Origin of the sequence: Curvivirga sp. (genome assembly GCF_965219885.1) — a bacterium.
Taxonomy (GTDB): domain Bacteria; phylum Pseudomonadota; class Alphaproteobacteria; order UBA8366; family Aestuariispiraceae; genus Curvivirga.
The window spans coordinates 2,431,646-2,452,639 of sequence record NZ_CBDCOT010000009.1 but is presented as its reverse complement, the minus strand read 5'-3'; the positions used below and the strand labels follow the sequence as shown (position 1 = coordinate 2,452,639).

At 45.1% G+C, this 20,994-nt stretch carries 18 protein-coding genes; all 18 read left to right on the top strand.

The genetic code is table 11. From position 1 onward, the window contains the following. Positions 1-110: 110 nt before the first annotated feature. Positions 111-1,295, top strand: a complete 1,185-nt coding sequence (gene metZ, locus ACOQOA_RS17060) for an O-succinylhomoserine sulfhydrylase (protein ID WP_420549800.1) — start codon at positions 111-113, stop codon at positions 1,293-1,295. Between the two features lie 35 nt (positions 1,296-1,330). Then, a complete protein-coding gene (locus ACOQOA_RS17055) occupies positions 1,331-1,660 on the top strand; it encodes a rhodanese-like domain-containing protein (RefSeq protein WP_420549799.1) in 330 nt (109 codons plus the stop codon). A 381-nt stretch (positions 1,661-2,041) separates the two neighbouring features. Then, positions 2,042-2,497: a division/cell wall cluster transcriptional repressor MraZ gene (locus ACOQOA_RS17050; RefSeq protein WP_420549798.1), complete on the top strand. Its 456-nt coding sequence runs from the start codon at positions 2,042-2,044 to the stop codon at positions 2,495-2,497. Then, positions 2,497-3,459, top strand: a complete 963-nt coding sequence (rsmH, locus tag ACOQOA_RS17045; RefSeq protein ID WP_420549797.1) for a 16S rRNA (cytosine(1402)-N(4))-methyltransferase RsmH — start codon at positions 2,497-2,499, stop codon at positions 3,457-3,459. The genes ACOQOA_RS17050 and rsmH overlap by 1 nt, the downstream gene beginning before the upstream one ends. Beyond that, positions 3,456-3,821, top strand: a complete 366-nt coding sequence (ftsL, locus tag ACOQOA_RS17040; protein ID WP_420549796.1) for a cell division protein FtsL — start codon at positions 3,456-3,458, stop codon at positions 3,819-3,821. Before rsmH ends, ftsL begins: the two co-directional genes overlap by 4 nt. Beyond that, positions 3,818-5,560, top strand: a complete 1,743-nt coding sequence (locus tag ACOQOA_RS17035; RefSeq protein WP_420549795.1) for a peptidoglycan D,D-transpeptidase FtsI family protein — start codon at positions 3,818-3,820, stop codon at positions 5,558-5,560. The genes ftsL and ACOQOA_RS17035 overlap by 4 nt, the downstream gene beginning before the upstream one ends. Positions 5,561-5,607: 47 nt before the next feature. After that, a complete protein-coding gene (locus ACOQOA_RS17030; RefSeq protein ID WP_420549794.1) occupies positions 5,608-7,047 on the top strand; it encodes a UDP-N-acetylmuramoyl-L-alanyl-D-glutamate--2,6-diaminopimelate ligase in 1,440 nt (479 codons plus the stop codon). Next, positions 7,044-8,537: a UDP-N-acetylmuramoyl-tripeptide--D-alanyl-D-alanine ligase gene (locus ACOQOA_RS17025; protein ID WP_420549793.1), complete on the top strand. Its 1,494-nt coding sequence runs from the start codon at positions 7,044-7,046 to the stop codon at positions 8,535-8,537. The genes ACOQOA_RS17030 and ACOQOA_RS17025 overlap by 4 nt, the downstream gene beginning before the upstream one ends. Continuing rightward, entirely contained in the window at positions 8,527-9,612 is a 1,086-nt protein-coding gene (mraY, locus tag ACOQOA_RS17020; RefSeq protein ID WP_420549792.1) for a phospho-N-acetylmuramoyl-pentapeptide-transferase, read from the top strand. Before ACOQOA_RS17025 ends, mraY begins: the two co-directional genes overlap by 11 nt. Before the next feature lie 33 nt (positions 9,613-9,645). Further along, positions 9,646-11,058 (top strand): UDP-N-acetylmuramoyl-L-alanine--D-glutamate ligase, encoded by a 1,413-nt coding sequence (gene murD / locus ACOQOA_RS17015; protein WP_420549791.1) that lies wholly within the window; start codon positions 9,646-9,648, stop codon positions 11,056-11,058. Continuing rightward, positions 11,058-12,197 carry an FtsW/RodA/SpoVE family cell cycle protein gene (locus ACOQOA_RS17010; protein ID WP_155156007.1) on the top strand — a complete coding sequence of 380 codons (1,140 nt, stop codon included), beginning with the start codon at positions 11,058-11,060 and terminating at the stop codon, positions 12,195-12,197. The genes murD and ACOQOA_RS17010 overlap by 1 nt, the downstream gene beginning before the upstream one ends. Next, entirely contained in the window at positions 12,194-13,369 is a 1,176-nt protein-coding gene (gene murG, locus ACOQOA_RS17005) for an undecaprenyldiphospho-muramoylpentapeptide beta-N-acetylglucosaminyltransferase (protein WP_420549790.1), read from the top strand. Before ACOQOA_RS17010 ends, murG begins: the two co-directional genes overlap by 4 nt. After that, positions 13,366-14,778 carry a UDP-N-acetylmuramate--L-alanine ligase gene (gene murC / locus ACOQOA_RS17000; RefSeq protein ID WP_420549789.1) on the top strand — a complete coding sequence of 471 codons (1,413 nt, stop codon included), beginning with the start codon at positions 13,366-13,368 and terminating at the stop codon, positions 14,776-14,778. The genes murG and murC overlap by 4 nt, the downstream gene beginning before the upstream one ends. 8 nt (positions 14,779-14,786) lie before the next feature. Next, complete coding sequence (gene murB, locus ACOQOA_RS16995; protein WP_420549788.1) at positions 14,787-15,737, top strand: UDP-N-acetylmuramate dehydrogenase; 951 nt, start codon at positions 14,787-14,789, stop codon at positions 15,735-15,737. Further along, positions 15,738-16,667, top strand: coding sequence for a D-alanine--D-alanine ligase (locus ACOQOA_RS16990; RefSeq protein WP_420549787.1), 930 nt, complete (start codon positions 15,738-15,740; stop codon positions 16,665-16,667). Continuing rightward, the gene (locus ACOQOA_RS16985) at positions 16,655-17,527 is read left to right on the top strand and encodes a cell division protein FtsQ/DivIB (RefSeq protein WP_420549786.1); all 873 of its coding nucleotides are present in this window, start codon (positions 16,655-16,657) and stop codon (positions 17,525-17,527) included. Before ACOQOA_RS16990 ends, ACOQOA_RS16985 begins: the two co-directional genes overlap by 13 nt. A 51-nt stretch (positions 17,528-17,578) precedes the next feature. Continuing rightward, complete coding sequence (ftsA, locus tag ACOQOA_RS16980; RefSeq protein WP_420549785.1) at positions 17,579-18,817, top strand: cell division protein FtsA; 1,239 nt, start codon at positions 17,579-17,581, stop codon at positions 18,815-18,817. A 150-nt stretch (positions 18,818-18,967) separates the two neighbouring features. Continuing rightward, positions 18,968-20,797 (top strand): cell division protein FtsZ, encoded by a 1,830-nt coding sequence (ftsZ, locus tag ACOQOA_RS16975; RefSeq protein ID WP_420549784.1) that lies wholly within the window; start codon positions 18,968-18,970, stop codon positions 20,795-20,797. Positions 20,798-20,994: the final 197 nt, after the last annotated feature.

Below are 20,994 nucleotides of genomic sequence, written 5' to 3'. Positions count from 1 at the left end.
ATATAAAGCACAAAAAAAAGCATATCGCAACATAAAATTCGATTGACAGAACGCATGTTCTTTATATTGTACGATCCATATTTGATACAAAATAATTCAGGATTAAACCAATGGCAGATTCATACGAATGGCACCCGGAAACAGCTCTTATTCACGAAGGCATTAATCGCTCTCAATTTATGGAGACAGCTGAATCCATCGTTATGACATCCGGGTATGTCTATGAATCAGCAGAAGAAGCAGAACATGCCTTCAAGTCCGATGGCACCCGTTTCGTTTACAGCCGATATGCTAATCCAACTGTTGCCACTTTCCAAAGTCGCCTTGCAAAACTTGAAGGCGCTGAAGGTTGCTTCGCCACAGCAAGTGGCATGTCTGCCGTATACAACGCCTTGATTGCCTCCGTACAACAAGGCGATCGCATTGTGGCCTCCAAAGCCTTGTTCGGTTCTTGTCAGTTTATTCTATCTGAGCTTTTACCACGCGGTGGTGTTCATACAGATTTTGTTGATGGTACGGATCTTAGCCAATGGGAAGAAGCTTTAAGCAAACCAGCCAAAGTCGTATTCCTTGAAACACCATCCAATCCAACACTGGAAGTAATCGATCTTCCTAAAGTTTCAGAACTTGCCCATAAGGCAGGCGCAATTGTCATTGTTGATAATGTCTTTGCCACACCTGGCAACCAAAAACCGTTGGAGCTAGGTGCGGATGTGGTTGTTTATTCCGCAACCAAGCATATCGATGGACAAGGCCGTTGCTTAGGTGGTGCAATTTTAGGCACCGAAGAGTTCTTGAAAGAAAAAGTAACACCATTTATTCGCCATACTGGCCCATGTATCAGCCCGTTTAACGCATGGTTACTCCTTAAAGGCCTGGAAACGTTGCCATTACGTGTTGAACGGATGAGCGGTTCTGCCCTCAAAGTATCCGAAACACTAGAAGGTCATGAGAAACTAAATCGCGTTCTTTATCCTTTGTTGGACAGCCACCCGCAAAAAGCGCTCGCTCAATCCCAAATGGGGCATGGCGGTAGTGTTGTCACTTTGGATTTGAAAGGCGGCAAAAAGGAAGCTTTTAAATTCCTAAACGCCCTTCAAATTATCTCGATCTCCAACAACCTTGGAGATTCAAAAAGCCTGGCAACGCATCCAACTACGACAACACATCAACGCCTAAGTGATGAGGAACGCGCAGGTATGGGTATTACTGATGGTATGGTACGCATTTCCATTGGACTGGAAAACGCAGACGATCTCATTCAAGATATTAGTAACGCTCTTTCAGAGCTATAAATTTGCCTTATAAAAATTGAACAGGATTTAAGAATATGAGTATCGACGTTGAAGTGATTGGAATTAATCCAGAAGAAGCCAAAATTCTTATTGATGAAGGCCGTGGTTTTCTGATTGATGTACGCGAAGACGAAGAATGGGCAGCAGGGAAAATACCCGGTGCCATACATGCACCCCTCACCCGTTTCGCTGACAGCACTTTTCCACCAGCGGAAGGAAAAACAGCGATATTCCATTGTCGCAGCGGGAAACGTACCACAGATTATTTCGGCCTTTTCCTTCAGGTAGGATACGAGAATGTCGTCCATATGGAAGAAGGCATTCTTGGTTGGGCGCAACGCGGATATGATGTTGAACCCGGCTAAATCTTAAAATATTCGATTTTTAAAACACCCTCAGCTCACAAGTTGAGGGTGTTTTTTTATGTCCATTTTCCATCTGATTAAATTCCTATCCTCCTTCAATCACGACTTCCCACGCCTTCCCATTGAAAAATTCATGGGAAGTTATGGGCAAACTTACACAACCACCCCAAAAACACTATATACAGACAAAATCACCATCAAAAACACAACATATAGATATATTTTTCCTTAAAACATATATATCTGAAACCCGCAGAAATCCTAGCTTTCCCATTGACATCCCATAGATTCCCATGATATTGATTATATTCCCATGATATATGGGTAGAAGTCCTATGACTTCCAACAAGGAATTGGCTAAACAGAACTGGGAAGAGTGTAATGGCCCGTTTTACAGGGACATTTGAAGGGAAAGTAGACGATAAGGGGCGTGCCTCCTTACCGGCAGATTTCCGTGACGTTCTGAAACGCCAAGATGAGGTCAGCTTTTATGTCTTCCCCTCCCCTAATCTTGACTGTCTAGAAGCTTGTGACGATCGTTTCATGCAGCGCGTGGAAGAAAGCATCGAAGAACAAGCAGATATGTTTTCTGAAGAAGAAGACGGTTTGACATATATCGCCTCAGAAGCCCGTCGTGTTTCCTTCGACAGCACGGGTCGTTTTGTTCTTCCTGCTGAATTTCGCGATTATGCGGAGATTGAAGGGCGCGCGACATTCGTTGGTATGTTCCAACGCTTTCAAATCTGGCATCCAGATAATTACGCCGAACGTGCGCCAATTAAGAAACAACGTGCAAAAGGCATGACCCTCAAGCTAAAACCAAGAGGGGACCGCTAATGTCTGTACAACAAGTTCATTACCCTGTGATGTTGCGTGAAGTGGTTCAATATATGGAGCCTAAAGCAGGTGAGGTATATCTGGATGGTACGTTTGGAGCGGGCGGTTACAGTCGCGCAATTCTAGAAACCGCTGATTGCACACTTTATGCGGTGGACCGTGATCCGACTGCCCATAAACGTGCAGAGCCGATCGTTAAAGAATTTGATGGTCGCTTAAAAATGTTACTTGGCTGTTTTGGCGACATGCAAGACTTGCTTGCGGAAAAAGGAATTAAACAGCTAGACGGTATCGTGTTGGATTTAGGAGTATCTTCCCCGCAGCTAGACGTAGCGGAGCGCGGTTTTTCTTTCCGTGAAGATGGTCCACTTGATATGCGTATGGGTGATACAGGGCCAACAGCAGCAGATATTGTAAACACATGGGAATGGCGTGAAATGGCGCGCATTTTCAGCGATTATGGTGAAGAGCGTCATGCAGGTCGCGTAGCCCGTGCCATTGAAAAGGCACGCCAAGACAGCCCTATCGAAACAACCCTCCAACTCGCAGATATCGTACGATCCGTTGTGCGTAAAGCAAATGATGGCATCGACCCTGCCACACGTACTTTCCAAGGCCTTCGCATCGAAGTGAATGACGAATTAGGTGAATTGGATCGCGCCCTGTTAGCTGCAGAAGCATTATTGGCACCAAACGGTCGTCTGGTTGTTGTGTCCTTCCACAGTCTTGAAGACCGCCGTGTAAAACAATTTCTACGTGATCGCAATAAGGTAAGTGGTAGTGGCACCAACCGTTATCTACCTATTGATGAAAGCAAGTTAAAACAACCAAGCTTTAATGTTTTAACCAAACGTGCCCTACCTCCGCAAGATGACGAAATCAAAGAAAATCCGCGCTCACGTTCTTCCAAGCTACGTGCGGCTATCCGTACCGACGCTGACGCATGGGGAGAAATCAAATGAGAATGACCATTATCGTTTGCTGGGTTATTGGATTTATCATTGCTGCATCAGGTCTTTTCTATGTCACTCTTCAAGTAGAGGCATTAGAAGATAAATTGGTGAACCTGAACCGTCAGATTATCAAGGAACAAGAAAACATTCATATGTTGCAAGCGGAATGGAGTTATTTCAACCGCCCAGATCGTCTTCAAAAATTGACGGAAAACTTATTGCCTCAAATGCAACCTGTTGAGGCGCGCCAATTTGTATCTTTTCAAACTTTGCCCTTCCGTATTGAAGATGAAAAAGTAACACCATCCAGCGATACAGTTACAAATACCACTCAAGCAACCACCATTTCTCATAATGGAGGTGCTGAATGATTCTGTCACATTGGAAAAAGCTGGGTTATACTACCAAACCTGTCAAACGGATGACTTTGAGTGATCTGAAACGTCAGGCGACCCTGCAAGGACAACAAACAGAAGCATTAGAAACAGGCCGCACACGCCTGATGATTACAGGCGCCCTAATGGCGCTTGCGTTTACAGGCATTGGTTTTCGCATGATTGACGTGATGGCGTTAAGCAATGTAAGCGAACCCAAAACACGGAATATCTCTCAATCACAAAATCTTACCTTTGATCGTGCGCCGATTGTTGATCGTACGGGTATGTTAGTTGCAACCACCGTTAAAACAGTCTCTTTGGCTGCTGATCCACGTAAAATTATGGACCCTCAAGATTCTGCCGAAAAGCTTGGCCAGATTTTGACGGATATTCCGGTGGCAAAACTCTATAAGATGTTGAGCCGTAAAGCTAAATTCGTTTGGGTTGATCGTCGTATTACGCCAACACAACAACAGAAAATCAATGCTTTGGGCATTCCAGGGTTAGAGTTCCGTACACAGGAAAGTCGCGTTTATCCGCAAGGCAACTTGATGGCCCATGTTTTGGGTTATACAAATGTAGATAATAAAGGAATTTCCGGTCTTGAGAAAAGCTTTGAAGAAACGCTGACATCCCAAGGCGAAGCTCTACGTTTAAGCATTGATGGCCGTGTACAACATATCGTGCGCGATGAAGTCCAAAAAGCAATGGCTGAATTTCAGGCTATTGGTGGTAGCGCTATCGTCCTTGATGCCAATAATGGTCAGGTCGTATCTATGGTATCTTTGCCTGATTTCGATCCTAACCAACCGGGTAAAGCATCTGTGGAATCACACTTCAACCGCACCACATTGGGTGTTTATGAGTTAGGCTCCACATTCAAAATCTTCAATTCCGCCATGGCATTGGAATCCGGAACTGCAAATATGAGCAGCAGTTACGATGCGTCTAAGCCAATACGTATTGCGCGCTTTACCATTAATGATTATCACGGAAAAAATCGCGTACTGTCTTTACCAGAAGTATTTATTTACAGTTCCAATATTGGATCTGCAAAAATGGCAGAAGCTTTTGGGGCGGGTTACCAAAAAGATTTCCTTCAAAAGATCGGTATGCTCTCGCCTTCTCCTGTTGAATTGCCAGAAGTTGGCCGTCCTCAATATCCAAAAACATGGCGCCCGATTAACATGGTAACCATCTCTTACGGTCATGGTATTGCTGTTAGTCCAATGCATGTGGCAGCAGGCGTTGCTTCCATGGTTAATGGCGGCACACATTATCAACCATCTTTAATCATGCAGGATACAAAGCCGAAAGGCACACGTGTGATTTCTGCACGCAGTTCCAAAGCAATCCGCAAGTTAATGCGCGCGAATAACATTGCTGGCTCCGGCAAGAAATCAAATGCGATCGGCTATTTTGTCGGTGGCAAGACAGGTACAGCAGATAAAGTGAAAGCAACGGGTGGCTATGCAGATCGTGCACGCATCTCCTCATATGTGGCCGCTTTCCCAATGCATGACCCGAAATATGTGGTCTATGTGATGTTGGATGAGCCAAAGGGAAATAAGAAAACTTTTGGTTATGCCACAGGTGGTTGGGTTGCCGCCCCTATCATTAAGCAAATTGTGACACGTGCAGCCCCTATTCTTGGCGTTACACCGATTGATCCAGCTTCAGAAGAAGTAAATCGTGAACTTGCCCTCAAGCTGCCACAGGATAGTCACACTTAGGAAATTAATTTAAGAGCAAGAAACGCGACATTAAAGATACAGAAAGTATGAAAATGGTTCGAATGGACGACATCTCAAAGTTAAATCTGGCAGGCATGACCGCCGATAGTCGTGCGATCAAACCAGGTTATTTATTTGCTGCTATCCCAGGTACACAATTGGATGGTCGTGATTTCATTCCAAGCGCCTTAGATAAAGGTGCCACTGCTATTTTAGGCCCTCATGATCTAGATGACAGTCAACTTCCAGAAGAAATTGCGATCATAACAGATTCCAACCCACGCCGCCGACTGGCAAAACTAGCTGCAGAATTCTATCAACCACAACCTTCCACAGCTGTTGCGGTTACTGGAACGAATGGTAAAAGCTCCGTTGCTGATTTCACACGTCAATTATGGATGATGTTAGATAAGCCAGCTGCAAGCATTGGGACCTTGGGTGTTGTTGCACCCGGACATGACGGTGGATATGGGCTAACAACTCCCGATCCAGTCGATTTGCATAAAGCGTTGCATGAATTGCAACAGGAAGGCGTAAATCATGTGGCGATGGAAGCGTCCAGCCACGGATTAGATATGTATCGTCTTGACGGGTTGAGCTTTAAAGTCGCGGCCTTCACAAACCTTAGCCAAGATCACCTCGATTATCATGGTTCCATGGAAATTTATCGCGCTAGCAAATTACGTCTATTCGATGAATTGCTGGAAAAAGGTGGTACTGCGGTTGTTAATACGGCAGCTACCGAATATGACGCCATTCAGAATATCGGACAGGAACGTGGGTTTAAGATCTTAGCTTATGGCATCAACCATGGGCAAATCCGTTGTCAGGATGTAAAAGCCACCGGAACAGGGTATGACCTCATTTTAGACATTATGGGGGAACGATTTGAGATTGCTTTCCCATTACCCGGGAAATTCCAAATTGAAAATGCACTTTGCGCCCTCGGCATGATCATGGCAACTGGTATAGAAGCTAAAAAGGTTGCGCCTCTACTTGCCAATTTACAAGGCGTTCGTGGACGTTTGGAAAAGATTGGATCCTTTAATGGAGCCGATATCTTTGTAGATTTTGCCCATACTCCAGATGCTCTTAAAACAGTATTGAATACAATCCGTCCACATACAGAAAACAATCTCCATGTTGTTTTTGGTTGTGGTGGGGATCGTGATCGTAAAAAACGCCCTTTGATGGGTAAAGCATGCTTGGAAAATGCAGATATAGCTATTCTTACCGACGATAATCCGCGTAGCGAAGATCCAGCGGATATCCGTGCTGATGTTACAGCTGAATGCCCTGACGTGGTAGAAATCGGTGGACGTGCAACCGCAATTCAAATGGCAGTCAAATCACTCAAACAAGGCGACATTCTAATTGTCGCAGGAAAAGGTCATGAACAAGGACAAATTGTTGGCGATAAAACATTGCCATTCGACGACGCAGACGAAGTGCGAAAAGCGATCAAACTGGCGGAGGAAAGTCTATGAATATCCCACTATGGACATCCAGCGAAGCAGAAACGTTTACTTCTGGGAAAAATACCGCCCAGTGGGAAGCACACAGTGTCTCAATTGACAGCCGCAAAGTCGAAAAAAATGGACTATTCATTGCGATCCAAGGCCCAAATAATGATGGCCATGATTACATCTCAATGGCACAAGAAAAAGGTGCGGCAGCCGCTGTAATCGCCGAAAGCAAAATCGGTGATTTCAAAGACTGCACCCTTCCCTTGCTAATTGTAACAGATACAACGCAAGCGCTTTACGATCTAGCCGCCGGCGCACGTTTCCGTACAAAGGCAAAAGTTATCGCAATTACAGGTTCCGTCGGTAAAACAGGAACCAAAGAAGGTCTACGTTGCGCCTTTTCCGCACTTGGAAAAACTCATGCGACAGAAGGCAATTTAAACAACGAATATGGCTTACCTCTAACTATGAGCCGTATGCCAGCAGACACAGATTTTGCCATACTAGAAATCGGCATGAACCATGCCGAAGAAATTCGCCCTTTATCGAAGCTCGCAAAACCAGACCTAGCAATCATTACAACGGTTGCACCAGTGCACCTTGAATTCTTCCATGGAATTCAAGGTATTGCAGATGCCAAAGCAGAAATTTTTGACGGATTAGGTGAAGATGGTATTTGCCTGTTACCTCGTGAACACGCGCTATTCCATCACCTGCGTGCACGTGCACGTGATACAGGCGTGGCATTTGAAAACGTTTTAAGTTTTGGAAAGCATGAAGATGCAACTTATCGACAAATAGATACAGAATTCAAGACAACCTCCACCGATGTAACATGTCTTTATAAAAAACACTGTGAGAGTTTTTCCATCCAAATGCCGGGTGATCACTGGGCAACTAACAGTCTATGTATCTTAGGGGCGGTTGATATTCTGGGCGAAGATGTCACCAAAGCCTTAAACGGCCTTAAAAATTGGAAGCCAAGTAAAGGTCGCGGCCAACGACATATCATCCCGCTTGAAGACAACGGTACAGCTATCTTGGTTGACGAAAGCTACAATGCCAGCCCACCAGCAATGAAAGCTGCCTTTAAAGTCTTGGCAGACATGCCCATAAAGCACGGAAAACGCATTGCAATTTTAGGTGACATGCTGGAATTAGGTGAAACGGGCTCCTCCCTACATATTGCATTGGCAAAAGAGTTGGAATCACGTCACATTGATGCGGTCTATTGTTGCGGTCCGTTGATGGGCGAAATGTACAAAGCTCTGCCAACATCCATGCAACGCCTTCATGCAAAAGACAGTTCAACATTATTCGACGCAGTTCTCTCAGATTTGGAAGATGGCGACATCCTACTCATCAAAGGTTCGCTTGGCAGTAAAATGGTGCCAGTGGCCGACGCCTTTATCGCCTTATCTGATGCTGCATCTCAGGATAAAACACCAATAAAAACGCCAACCGGCGCGATGAATTTGAAACCAAAAGAGGTTCATAGCCATGTTGTATAACCTGCTCTTCCCACTTGCTGAAGATTATCAGATCTTCAACTTGTTCCGGTATCTGACATTCCGGACCGGGGGCGCCATCATGACGGCCTTGATCCTCAGCTTTATCTTTGGCCCAAAGATCATCAATTGGCTTCGTGTAAAACAACATGGCGCAAGCAACGTGCGTGAAGACACACCCGAAGGACATTTGAAAAAAGCGGGCACACCTTCCATGGGTGGTTTCTTGATTCTATTCGCCTTGTCCTTCAGCACAATCCTTTGGGCTGACTTACGTAATGGCTATGTCTGGATCGTGTTGCTTGTAACAATGGGTTTTGGTGGCATTGGTTTTGCCGATGACTATCTAAAAGTTTCAAAGAAGAATTCCAAAGGATTACCGGGAAAATTAAAGCTTTTATTCCAAATCCTAATTTCCGGAACAGCAGCTTATTGGTACCAATCCATTACCGCAGATAGTGTTAGCACAGGCCTGGCCTTCCCATTCGTAAAAGATTTCCTATTAGATCTTGGCTGGTTCTTTATTCCATTTGCAATGTTTGTGATGGTAGGTGCCTCAAATTCCGTAAATCTTACGGATGGCCTAGACGGCTTGGCAATTGTGCCAGTTATGATCGCTGCAATTTGCTTTGGTCTCATTGCCTATTTTGTTGGTCACGCTGGTTATTCAGAATATCTACAGCTGCATTCTGTTCCAGGAAGTGGTGAATTAGCCGTATTCTGTGGTGCAATTTTTGGAGCTGGCCTTGGTTTCTTATGGTTTAACGCACCACCTGCAATGGTGTTTATGGGTGACACGGGCTCTCTTAGCCTTGGCGGTGCATTAGGTGCATTAAGTGTTGTCACAAAACATGAGATTGTTTTGGCAATTATTGGTGGCTTATTTGTTTTGGAAACAGTCTCTGTAATCGTTCAAGTCATCTCCTTCAAAACGACAGGTAAGCGTGTCTTTGCCATGGCGCCACTTCATCATCACTTTGAGAAAAAGGGTTGGGAAGAATCTACAATTGTTATTCGCTTCTGGATCATTGCAGCCATCTTGGCCTTGATCGGTTTGGCAACTTTGAAATTACGTTAAGAAAAAGAACTTAAGGATAGAAAGCTTTTCATCATGGCAATTACCGTTACCAAATATACAGGTCAAACTGTTGCCGTTATGGGCTTGGGTCGCTCAGGCCTAAGCGCCGTCGCAGCTTTGTGCCGCGGCGGTGCCAATGTGATCTGCTGGGATGAAAAGCAAGAGTTGCGCCAAAAAGCTGAAGATTTAGGTGCCACATGTAAAAAATTAACAGACGCGCCACTCTGGCAAGAAATCGTGGTTTGCGTCTGGAGTCCCGGTATCCCACATACTCTGCCGCAACCGCATCCTGTGGCAGAATTGGCAAAGGCTAATAATATTCCTTTAATTAGCGACATTAGCCTTTTGAAAGATGCCTGCCCTTTAGCTACCTTCATTGGTATTACAGGTACAAACGGAAAGTCTACGACCACCGCTTTGGTTGGCCATATCCTGAAAACATGTGGTGCAAAGGTACAAATCGGTGGCAATTTGGGCATCCCGGTTCTTGATTTGGAACCTTTGGGCAATGACGGTGTTTATGTATTGGAAATGTCTTCCTACCAAATCGAACTTACGCCATCGCTTCCATTTAACATTGCTGTTTTACTTAACATCTCACCAGATCATCTGGACCGTCACGGCGGTATGGATGGCTATGTTCAGGCAAAGCTTGGCTTGTTTGACGGGCAAAATAAAGATCACACAGCGATCATTGCCGTTGATGACGATCGAATGCAAGGTTTAGCGGCATCACTTTTCAATCAAGATGCAACATTATTACCTGTTAGTAGTCATGCAGATGAAAACACCGCAATTTACGTCAAAGACAATAATCTTTTTGATGCGATTGGTGAAGAACCACAGAAAGTATTGGACCTCTCTGTCGCAACCACATTACCGGGTAATCACAATCATCAGAACGCAGCCGTATCCTATGCAATCTGTCGCCGTTTAGGTTTGGATGCAAAAAGCATTTGCGATGCAATCTGTAACTATCCAGGTTTGCCTCATCGTCAGCAAATGGCTGCAATTTTGGATAATGTGGCCTTTGTGAATGACAGCAAAGCTACTAATGCCGAAGCAACAGCCAAAGCATTAGCCTGCTATCCGAAGATTTACTGGATTGCTGGTGGTGTTGAAAAAGATGGCGGATATGACTTGCTTGAACCCTACCTTGGTCAAATCCAAACAGGTTATTTCATCGGTGAAGCCGCTAAAAACTTAAACAATACTTTTGCAGATAAATTCAATTGTGAAAATTCCGGTGATATGGAAAACGCTGTCAAAGCAGCTTTTGCACAAGCAAAAGCGGATCAAGAAAAAGGTGCAGTAGTGTTACTTAGTCCCGCATGCGCCTCCTTTGATCAATTCACAAATTTCGAAACCAGAGGCGAAGCTTTTTGCGACATTGTTAAAGCTTTACCAGCTTCATCACGCCAGATCCTGATTGAGGAGACAGCCTAATGAATATCGCACGCAATGATACCTCAATTTTAGGCCGCTGGTGGTGGGAAGTTGATCGTTGGACTTTGTTCTGCTTTATCGTTTTAGCAGGCTTTGGTTTGGTGCTAACCGCCTCTGCCAGTCCTAGCGTTGCAGAACGTATTGGCGCAGACAGTATGTTCTTTATCCGCAAGCAAGCCGTTATGGTTGTTCCTGCGGTGATGTTAATGCTGACAATCTCCCTACTAGACCTTAAAAACATCAAGCGTTTGGCTGGTATTCTGCTGCTCTTTTCCATTGTTATGATGTTTGCCACACTTGCTTTTGGCTCAGAAATTAAAGGGGCAACCCGTTGGATCCGTGTCGCAGGTATCAATTTACAACCGAGTGAATTTTTAAAGCCCGCCTTTGCCGTAGTTGCTGCGACTATGTTTAGTGCCCAGCGCATGGGTGAAAAAGTACCTGGTTTCTGGATGGCATCAGGTCTGTATTTATTCATGGTCGCGCTCTTAATGGCACAGCCTGACTTCGGCCAAACCGTCATTGTCTCTGCGATTTGGGGTGTTCAATTCTTTTTGGCTGGTCTCCCATTAGTTATCGTCTTAAGCCTTTTAATTATGATGGTTGTTGGCATTGCGTCTGCTTATTTCTTTTTCCCACATGTTCAAAGCCGGATTGATCGTTTTCTTGATCCTGCATCAGGTGATACCTATCAAGTGGATCGTGCTATGGAAGCCTTTAGCAATGGTGGTGTTTTAGGTATGGGCCCGGGTAATGGGACCGCAAAAAATGTATTACCTGACGGACATGCTGATTTTATTTTAGCCGTTGCCGGTGAAGAATATGGTTTGATAGCCTGCTTGGTGATTTTATTCATGTATGGCTTTGTCGTATTGCGTGGCTTTAGTTTGATTTTCTCTCGCAACAATATGTTCGTTATCTTGGCTGTAACAGGTCTTTTATTGCAATTTGGCCTGCAGGCAATGATCAACATGAGTTCGACCTTGACCTTGATCCCAACAAAAGGCATGACCTTGCCTTTCGTTTCTTATGGCGGATCCTCACTAATTGCGATGGCCATTGGTATGGGAATGGTTCTTGCCCTTACCCGAAACCGTCCGGGAAATTATCAATCCAGTAATGGGAGCTTCATTAAATGAGCCAAGCCCCCCAAAAGCTCGTCGTTTTGGCGACAGGTGGTACAGGTGGACATGTCTTTCCTGCACAAGCTTTGTCCGAACGTTTACAAGCAAATGGCTATAAACTTGTACTGATCACTGATCGTCGCGGGGATGCCTATAGCGGTACTCTTGGCAATTTAGAAACTCATACAGTAAGTGCCAGCGCGGTATCCGGTAGAGGTAAACTTGGAAAAATAAAAGCCGTCATCAAATTGATAAAAGGCTATTTCCAAGCGCGCTGCATCTTAAAACAATTAAGACCTGATGCAGTTGTTGGTTTTGGCGGCTACCCTTCTATCCCGACGATGGTTGCGGCGACACGCCTTGGTTTTAAAACCGTAATACATGAACAAAATGCTGTTTTAGGGCGTGCTAATCGTCTTTTAGCTTCATCCGTAGATAAAATTGCAGCCTCCTTTGAGGCAACAGCAATGATGAAAGATACCGATATTCCCAAAGCAAGCTGGACCGGTAATCCTGTTCGACCGGAGATGGCAGCTTTAAATGAAAAACCCTATCAAGCTATCAACGATGGAAAGATTAACATCCTGATTGTGGGCGGAAGTCAGGGTGCTGCAATATTTGGGGACGTAATTCCTGCAGCCATCGCAGCTTTACCAGAAGAATTACGCCATAAAATCAACATCACTCAACAGGTACGGGAAGAACAACTAAACGACGTACATAACAAATACGCCAGCATCGGTATGTCCCCTACTTTAAAATCATTTATCAGCGATATGCCTAACCAGCTTGAAAAAGCTCATTTGGTTATTTGTCGCGCTGGCGCCTCCACAATCTCTGAACTAGCAGCAGCTGGTCGCCCATCCATTCTTGTACCTTATATGCATGCCATTGATGATCACCAAACAGCCAATGGTGCGCGTATATGTGATGCGGGTGGTGCATGGATGATTCCTCAACAAGATTTTAATGCGGATATGCTAGCTGATCGCCTCCAAAGTCTGATTGCAAATCCAGTTATGTTAACCCATGCGGCAAAAGCAGCAAAAAAGGTTGGACAGCCGGAAGCTGATCACAGGCTTGCCGATGTGGTCATGAATCTGGTTGAAGGTAAATCTGATTCAGAACAACTCAAAAATGGCGGCGAACAACGACCTGCCAAGAAGGTAAAGGAATTGCAAGAATGATGCAGATCCCACTCAATATCGGACGTATTCATTTTGTTGGTATCGGCGGCATCGGCATGTCCGGCATTGCCGAAGTATTACATACTTTGGGATACAAAATCTCCGGTTCCGATATGAGCGATAATGCAAATGTTGCGCGCCTTCGTAATCTTGGCATTGAAGTTTTTGTCGGTCATAAAGCGGAAAATGTAGAAGGCGCTGCCGTTGTCGTTGTATCGACTGCGATCAAACCGGATAACCCGGAAATGAATGCTGCACGTGAAAGCTTAATTCCTGTGGTACGCCGCGCCGAGATGCTAGCAGAACTCATGCGTCTTAAATGGTCGGTTGCTGTTGGCGGCACACATGGAAAAACGACTACTACGTCGCTCATCTCACAAGTTTTAGATAGTGCTGATCGTGACCCCACAGTCATCAATGGTGGCATCATTAACGCTTATGGTACAAATGCACGCTTAGGCAATGGTGATTGGATGGTTGTTGAGGCCGATGAAAGTGATGGCACTTTTATCAAATTACCAGCAACAATCGCCGTCGTAACAAATATTGATCCTGAACATATGGATTTCTATGGTGACTTTGACACCTTGCGTGCCGCATTCAAAACCTATGTAGAAAATATCCCGTTCTATGGATTTGCAACTGTCTGCATTGACCATCCCGAAGTGCAAGCTTTGGTAGGTAAAGTTTCTGACCGTCGCATGATTACATATGGCTTCAATCCACAAGCAGATATCCAAGCAACCAATATGAAAGCCGGTACCGACGGTGTGCACTTTGATGTCAAAGTTAAACTACGTGGCCAAGACGAGCGCATTATCGAAGACGTTTTCCTTCCAATGCATGGAGAACATAATGTTCAAAATTCACTTGCTGCGATCGCTGTTGGTTTGGAAATGGAAATCTCGGATGAGAAAGTTAAAGAAGGCCTTGCAGCCTTCAGTGGTGTAAAACGTCGCTTCACTAAAACGGGTGAAACAAATGGCATCACAGTTATTGATGATTACGCCCATCATCCAGTTGAAATTACCGCAGTATTAAAAGCGGCACGTTCAGCAACCAAACGTAACGTTATCGCCGTGGTACAGCCTCACCGCTACTCTAGGCTCAAAGACTTGTTTGAAGATTTCTGCGCCTGCTTCAACGATGCAGATAGCGTGATCGTAGCTGATGTTTTTGAAGCGGGAGAGCAACCGATTGAAGGCGCTGATAAAACTCATATGGTTCAGGGTCTTAAAACCCGCGGACATCGTGACGTAGTTCCTATGGAAGGTCCGGATTCTTTAGCAGGTATTATTGCTGATAAAGCAGAAGAAGGCGACTTAGTTGTCTGCCTTGGAGCTGGTTCCATTACGCAATGGGCGCATGCCCTACCCGATCAGTTAAATGAACGATTAAACGGAAAGTAAGATAAAAAATGAGCGAAGCGCTAGAAACTCAAAACTCATTACTAGATCGATTACCGAAAGTTCGGGGTCGCTATAGTGAGAATGCGCTTCTATCCCGTGTTACATGGTTTCAAGTTGGCGGCCCGGCGGATGTATTATACAAACCTGCAGATCTTGAAGATTTACAAGATTTCTTAAGAAATAAACCTAAAGATATACCTGTAATCGTTCTTGGTGTTGGCTCAAATCTTTTGGTTCGCGACGGCGGTGTACGCGGTGTTGTTATTCGCCTTGGTGGGGCATTCGCCGAAGTTACGGCAGAAGACACCACGATAACAGCAGGCGCGGCAGCACTTGATTTAAATGTGGCAAGGACTGCAGCACGTGCCCATGTAGAAGGTCTTGAATTCCTTAGTGGTATTCCAGGCACAATTGGTGGGGCTTTACGCATGAATGCAGGTGCTTATGGTGGCGAAACCAAGGACATTCTAAAACACGCCTGGGCTGTTACGCCAGAAGGTGATTTAAAAGAGCTAAGCGTTTCGGATATGGGTTTCAGTTATCGTAAATCTATAATTCCGTCTGACTGGATTTTTGTAAAAGCGGAATTTGAGGGTCGCCCTGGTCAAGAGCAAGAAATTCGCGACCGCATGGAAGATATCCAAACAAAACGTGCTGAAACACAGCCAATCAAAAGCCGTACAGGCGGTTCTACCTTCAAAAACCCCGAAGGCCATAGCAGCTGGAAGCTTATTGATGAAGCTGGTGGACGTGGCCTAACCATTGGCGGTGCACAAATGTCCAATCAACATTGTAACTTTATGATCAACACCGGAACAGCCACAGCAAAAGATTTAGAAAATCTTGGAGAAGAAGTTCGCCAATTGGTGAAGAATCATTCTAATGTCGAGCTCCAGTGGGAAATCAAACGAATTGGCGATCAAGAAATAACTTCTTTCACCTCAGGAAAGGATGAGTAAATGACTGAAAATAAAAAACATGTCCTTGTCCTTATGGGAGGATGGTCTGCGGAACGTGAAGTCTCCCTAACATCAGGTGAAGCTTGTGGTGAGGCATTAGAACAAGCAGGTTATCAAGTCACCTATCATGACCTCCAACCCAATCTATCTGCATTGATTAATTTAATCGAAGCCGTAAAGCCGGATGTGGTCTTTAATGCTTTACATGGACGTTATGGTGAGGACGGTAACATTCAAGGCGTTCTGAACATCCTAAACGTGCCATATACCCATTCTGGCGTAAAAGCATCTTCCACAGCCATGGACAAACCAGCTTCATTAGAATTGTTTAAGTCTGTTGGCATTCCCGTTGCCAAAGGCAATGTAATTCCCGAGGCTCATATTGTGAGTGGGGACTGGCAGAGTAAAAACGAAATTCCACGCCCTTTTGTGGTTAAACCAGCCTGTGAAGGGTCCAGTGTTGGCGTTTACATCGTTGGTGAGAATGAAGCTGCGCCTGATCTAAGCGAATGGACATTTGGTGATGCACTCATTGAAGAATTTGTGGATGGTAAAGAACTAACCGTTGCCGTGATGGATGGCAAAGCGCTGACTGTTACAGAATTATGCCCGCATGAAGGCTTTTATTCTTATGAGGCAAAATATACAGACGGCAAAACCACACATATTTGCCCAGCTGAAGTTGATAGTTCACTTGCTGACAGAATGAAAGAACATGCGGTTCAAGCACATAATGTATTGGGTTGTCGTGGCGTAACACGTACTGATTTCCGTTATAATCCAGCAACAGATCAATTGATCGTTATGGAAACAAATACCCAACCGGGCATGACCGCCCTTTCCCTTGTCCCGGAACAAGCCAATGAAATGGGGACAGATTTCCCTGCACTGGTTAGTTGGATGGTGGAGGCAGCCGCATGCGATCCCTAAAACCCACAAAGAAAGCAGCAGCTAAAAAAACGACACCACGTAAAAAAGCTGCATCGCGCCGTAAAAAACAGCCAAGTTGGAAAAAGCCTGTCTTTATAGGCCTGACGGCGGCTGCTTTATTGGGCCTTCCAGCTGGGGGAACAGCTTATCTTTGGTCTCAAGGCATTATCCAAAACCACATTGAACGTGCGGAAAAAGCAAGTTTACATGCTTCCATGCAAGCAGGATTCGTGCTTGATGAAGTTTTCGTTCATGGGCGTAAAGAAACCGCTGGTGCCGACATCCTTGATGCGCTTGCCGTCGAACGTGGACAACCTTTGATTAACTTTGATCCTGAGGCAGCGCGTGAGCGTGTGGAATCTTTAGGCTGGGTTGAAAAAGCATCCGTTCAACGGAAACTGCCTAATAATATTGTTGTTCGTCTCACAGAACGTATTCCCGTTGCAATTTGGCAATCCGGTGATCGGTATGTATTAGTTGATAAATCTGGTGCTGAAATTAGTACTGGCGATGTTGGACGATATACTCATCTAAAAGTTCTAACAGGTGAAGATGCCCCCCAGCATACATTAGACCTTCTTAGAATCATTGACCAGACACCTGACCTGCAAAAACGCGTTGTTGGCGCAGCCTGGGTTGGGGATCGTCGTTGGACATTGCATCTTGATAATAAAGTATCAGTTCGTTTACCTGCAGAAAATCCGCATCAAGCATGGCGTAAGTTAGCTATCATGATTCAAGATCATGATTTGTTAAGCCGAGATATTGAATTAATTGATCTCCGCCAGCCGGATCGCACAATCATTCGGATGACAGGATCTGGCGCAAAGAGATTATTAGGCAGTGAAGAAAACGCCTAATTAATGTAATTACAAACGTCGCAATCGTTTAAAAACAAAGTGGAGAGAACCTTGGCGGCAGAAAAAACAATCGCAGCATTAGATATCGGCAGTTCAAAAATGTGCTGTTTCATTGCTGTGACTGAAAATAATGGACGTTTACGTGTCACAGGCATGAGCCATCAAGCAAGTGCCGGTGTAAAAAACGGTGCTATTGTTGATATGGAAGCCGCCTATAACTCCATTATGTCTGCGGTCCATTCCGCTGAACAAATTGCTGGCATGACCATTACTGATGTTGTGGTTAGTTTGGCAGGCGCCCGTCCTGAAAGTCATCTTTCCATGAAAGATATGTCAATCGGTGGTGGCGCCGTGCGTGATCAGGATGTCAAACGATTGCTTCATGAGGCAAGAACCCAAGGTCAAACACGCGATCATGAAATGATCCACGCTATCCCAGTTGGTTTTATGGTGGATGATACTGCTAGTATAAAAGATCCCCGCGGCATGCATGGTGAGAAACTTGCCGTTAAAATGCATCATGTAAATGTGCGCAATACCATTGTCCGTAATATCGCCCATAGTGTGAATAGATGCCATCTTGGTGTAAAAGATTTGGTGGCCGGTGCCTATGCGGCCGGCTTGTCTTGCTTAACAGAGGAAGAACGCGACCTAGGTACACTTCTCATTGATTTTGGCGGTGGTACGACTTCCTTTGCAGTATTTTACGAAGGCGCCTTACTTCATACAGATTCCATACCTGTAGGCGGTATTCACGTAACAAATGATATTGCGCGTGGATTGTCCACCCCATTGGATGAAGCTGAAAAGTTAAAATGTCGTCATGGATCTGCAATGCCGACTACAGATGACGATCGCGAAATTCTGGAAGTCCCTCATCTTGGCGAAAGTCATGATGTGCCCAATACAATTCCGAGAAGTTATCTTGTATCAATTATTTCACCACGTATTGAAGAAACACTTGAATTAGTACGTGACCGATTAGAAGCATCAGGTGTTGCTGGTTATGCGGGCCCGCAAGTCGCAATAACCGGTGGTGCCTGTCAATTACCCGGTTTACCAGAGCTTGCTGCACGCATTTTAAATCGTCAGGTACGTGTAGCGAAACCCATTGGAATTACAGGATTAGCAGAAGCCACATCCGGTCCTGCTTTTTCCTGCGCAGCGGGATTATTATCTTATGCTGTCGACAACCGCGGGGATGCCCGCCACATTGAAAAAAGTAAAACCCGCGACTCCGGAGGAGTCCTTGACCGAATCGGACATTGGGTAAAAGAAACTTTTTTGTAAAAAATGGAATAAAGTCCTTTGCGATTCACGCGAAGCACCTTATCCATAGAACTGGATGATTCGTGAATCAAACGAAGTATTCGTAAATATTCATGAAATAAATCCAAATAAAACTGGCAAGAGTAACACACACGCATCTAGGAGGCTAAAATGGCTTTGAAATTGACCACACCGCCGCCGATTACAGAACTAAAACCACGCATCGTGGTAGTCGGCGTTGGGGGCGCAGGCGGAAACGCCGTTAACAACATGATCCAGTCAAATCTGGAAGGTGTTGAATTTATCGTTGCAAATACTGATGCTCAGGCATTGGAATTTTCTCTGGCAGAACGCAAAGTTCAATTGGGTACAGAATTAACCCAAGGTCTTGGCGCAGGCGCACAACCACATGTAGGCCGTGCAGCCGCAGAAGAAGCAATTGAAGAACTAATGAGCGACCTTGAAGGCGCGAACATGGTTTTCATTACCGCAGGCATGGGCGGTGGCACAGGTACAGGTGCCGCACCTGTTATTGCTGAGGCCGCACGCCGTTCCGGTATTTTAACTGTCGGCGTAGTAACAAAACCATTCCAGTTTGAAGGCTCCCGTCGCATGCGTCTTGCAGAAGACGGTATTGACGATCTTCAACAATATGTAGACACACTTATTATCATTCCGAACCAAAATTTATTCCGTGTTGCAAATGAAAAAACAACATTTGCAGATGCCTTTAACATGGCAGATGACGTGCTATATTCTGGTGTACGTGGCGTAACCGATTTGATGGTAATGCCTGGTTTGATTAACCTCGACTTCTCTGACATCCGCACAGTTATGAGCGAGATGGGCAAAGCCATGATGGGCACAGGCGAAGCAGAGGGTGAAAACCGTGCGATTACAGCTGCCGAAGCTGCGATTTCCAATCCTTTATTGGAAGATGTCTCTATGGCAGGCGCACGCGGCATTCTAATCAACATCACTGGCGGGTCTGACATGACCTTGTTCGAAGTTGACGAAGCTGCAAATCGTATTCGTAACGAAGTTGATCCAGAAGCAAATATCATCTTTGGTTCCACATTCGATGAAAACTTGTCTGGCAAGATGCGTGTATCTGTTGTTGCAACAGGTATTGATGCAGAAGCTTCAGACATCACATTACGTCCAACAATGCCGACTTATTCTGCACGTTCCACAACTGAACTTCCTTCCGAACCAGAAGTTAACAAAGAAGAAGTGGCAGTATCTGCAGCGGCAACAACAAATCCTTTAGAAGATGTATTGGGTCAGATTTCTTCCGAACCAGCACCTTCTGAAGAAGCAGAAGAAACAACAGCTGCAGTTGACGCAGCAATTACCGAAGCTTTAGGCGCTGTTACTGAAGATGTAACTGATGAGATTACAGCAGATGACTTAGCGACACAGGATGTCTTTCAACTAGATAGTGAAGACATGATTGTGGATGAAGATGAAGAGATTGACTTCCACGCAGAAGTTGAACCAACACAATCATCTGTATCTGCGCCACTTACGGAAGAAACACATATTGCGGAAAAACAGCCAACACAGGCTGAAATGGCGCCTATCTTACGCCCTCTCCCACAAGATGAAGCAAAAGAAACACGCCCGTTGCGACGCAACCCGATGACAGCGGCACCTCGTGATAGTTTCATTCCGGGTGAACCTGCAAAGGCACATGACTTTTCTGCACGCGTACAAGAGGCAGAGGATGACAATCTAGACCCTTTCGCTGAAGCTGCGATGGAGAATGCCGGTAAGGAACCTCCAAAAGCCGAGAAAGCAAAACCACGTGGTCGCTTGCGCAGCTTATTCTTCAAACAAGAAGAGCAGGCTGATATTTTAAGCCATCCGACGACCGCGGGCAGACCTCAACAGGCGACATCGCAACCTGTTCAGTCTAAAACGGAAGCAGGAAATGGTTTATCCAAAGCAGAAGAAGAGCTATTGGAAATCCCGTCCTTCTTGCGACGCCAAGCAAATTAAGCTTGGGCGATCGCCCCTCCTCCATGTGAGGTTATGCCAGTTTAAAAAGGAAGATGTAGTCATACATCTTCCTTTTTTATTTATATTCAATACCTTAATACCATAATTGCACTGCAACAATTCGTAACAGTAAGTGATTTGTTTCTGGACAGAACACTTGCTAGAAAGGGACCATCAAAAGAAAGGGATGTTTTCCC

Excerpts from the sequence above, each read along its gene's own strand:
- metZ (WP_420549800.1), top strand. The coding sequence starts at position 111 with ATGGCAGATTCATACGAATGGCACCCGGAAACAGCTCTTATTCACGAA.
- ACOQOA_RS17055 (WP_420549799.1), top strand. The coding sequence starts at position 1,331 with ATGAGTATCGACGTTGAAGTGATTGGAATTAATCCAGAAGAAGCCAAA.
- ACOQOA_RS17050 (WP_420549798.1), top strand. The coding sequence starts at position 2,042 with ATGGCCCGTTTTACAGGGACATTTGAAGGGAAAGTAGACGATAAGGGG.
- rsmH (WP_420549797.1), top strand. The coding sequence starts at position 2,497 with ATGTCTGTACAACAAGTTCATTACCCTGTGATGTTGCGTGAAGTGGTT.
- ftsL (WP_420549796.1), top strand. The coding sequence starts at position 3,456 with ATGAGAATGACCATTATCGTTTGCTGGGTTATTGGATTTATCATTGCT.
- ACOQOA_RS17035 (WP_420549795.1), top strand. The coding sequence starts at position 3,818 with ATGATTCTGTCACATTGGAAAAAGCTGGGTTATACTACCAAACCTGTC.
- ACOQOA_RS17030 (WP_420549794.1), top strand. The coding sequence starts at position 5,608 with ATGAAAATGGTTCGAATGGACGACATCTCAAAGTTAAATCTGGCAGGC.
- ACOQOA_RS17025 (WP_420549793.1), top strand. The coding sequence starts at position 7,044 with ATGAATATCCCACTATGGACATCCAGCGAAGCAGAAACGTTTACTTCT.
- mraY (WP_420549792.1), top strand. The coding sequence starts at position 8,527 with ATGTTGTATAACCTGCTCTTCCCACTTGCTGAAGATTATCAGATCTTC.
- murD (WP_420549791.1), top strand. The coding sequence starts at position 9,646 with ATGGCAATTACCGTTACCAAATATACAGGTCAAACTGTTGCCGTTATG.
- ACOQOA_RS17010 (WP_155156007.1), top strand. The coding sequence starts at position 11,058 with ATGAATATCGCACGCAATGATACCTCAATTTTAGGCCGCTGGTGGTGG.
- murG (WP_420549790.1), top strand. The coding sequence starts at position 12,194 with ATGAGCCAAGCCCCCCAAAAGCTCGTCGTTTTGGCGACAGGTGGTACA.
- murC (WP_420549789.1), top strand. The coding sequence starts at position 13,366 with ATGATGCAGATCCCACTCAATATCGGACGTATTCATTTTGTTGGTATC.
- murB (WP_420549788.1), top strand. The coding sequence starts at position 14,787 with ATGAGCGAAGCGCTAGAAACTCAAAACTCATTACTAGATCGATTACCG.
- ACOQOA_RS16990 (WP_420549787.1), top strand. The coding sequence starts at position 15,738 with ATGACTGAAAATAAAAAACATGTCCTTGTCCTTATGGGAGGATGGTCT.
- ACOQOA_RS16985 (WP_420549786.1), top strand. The coding sequence starts at position 16,655 with ATGCGATCCCTAAAACCCACAAAGAAAGCAGCAGCTAAAAAAACGACA.
- ftsZ (WP_420549784.1), top strand. The coding sequence starts at position 18,968 with ATGGCTTTGAAATTGACCACACCGCCGCCGATTACAGAACTAAAACCA.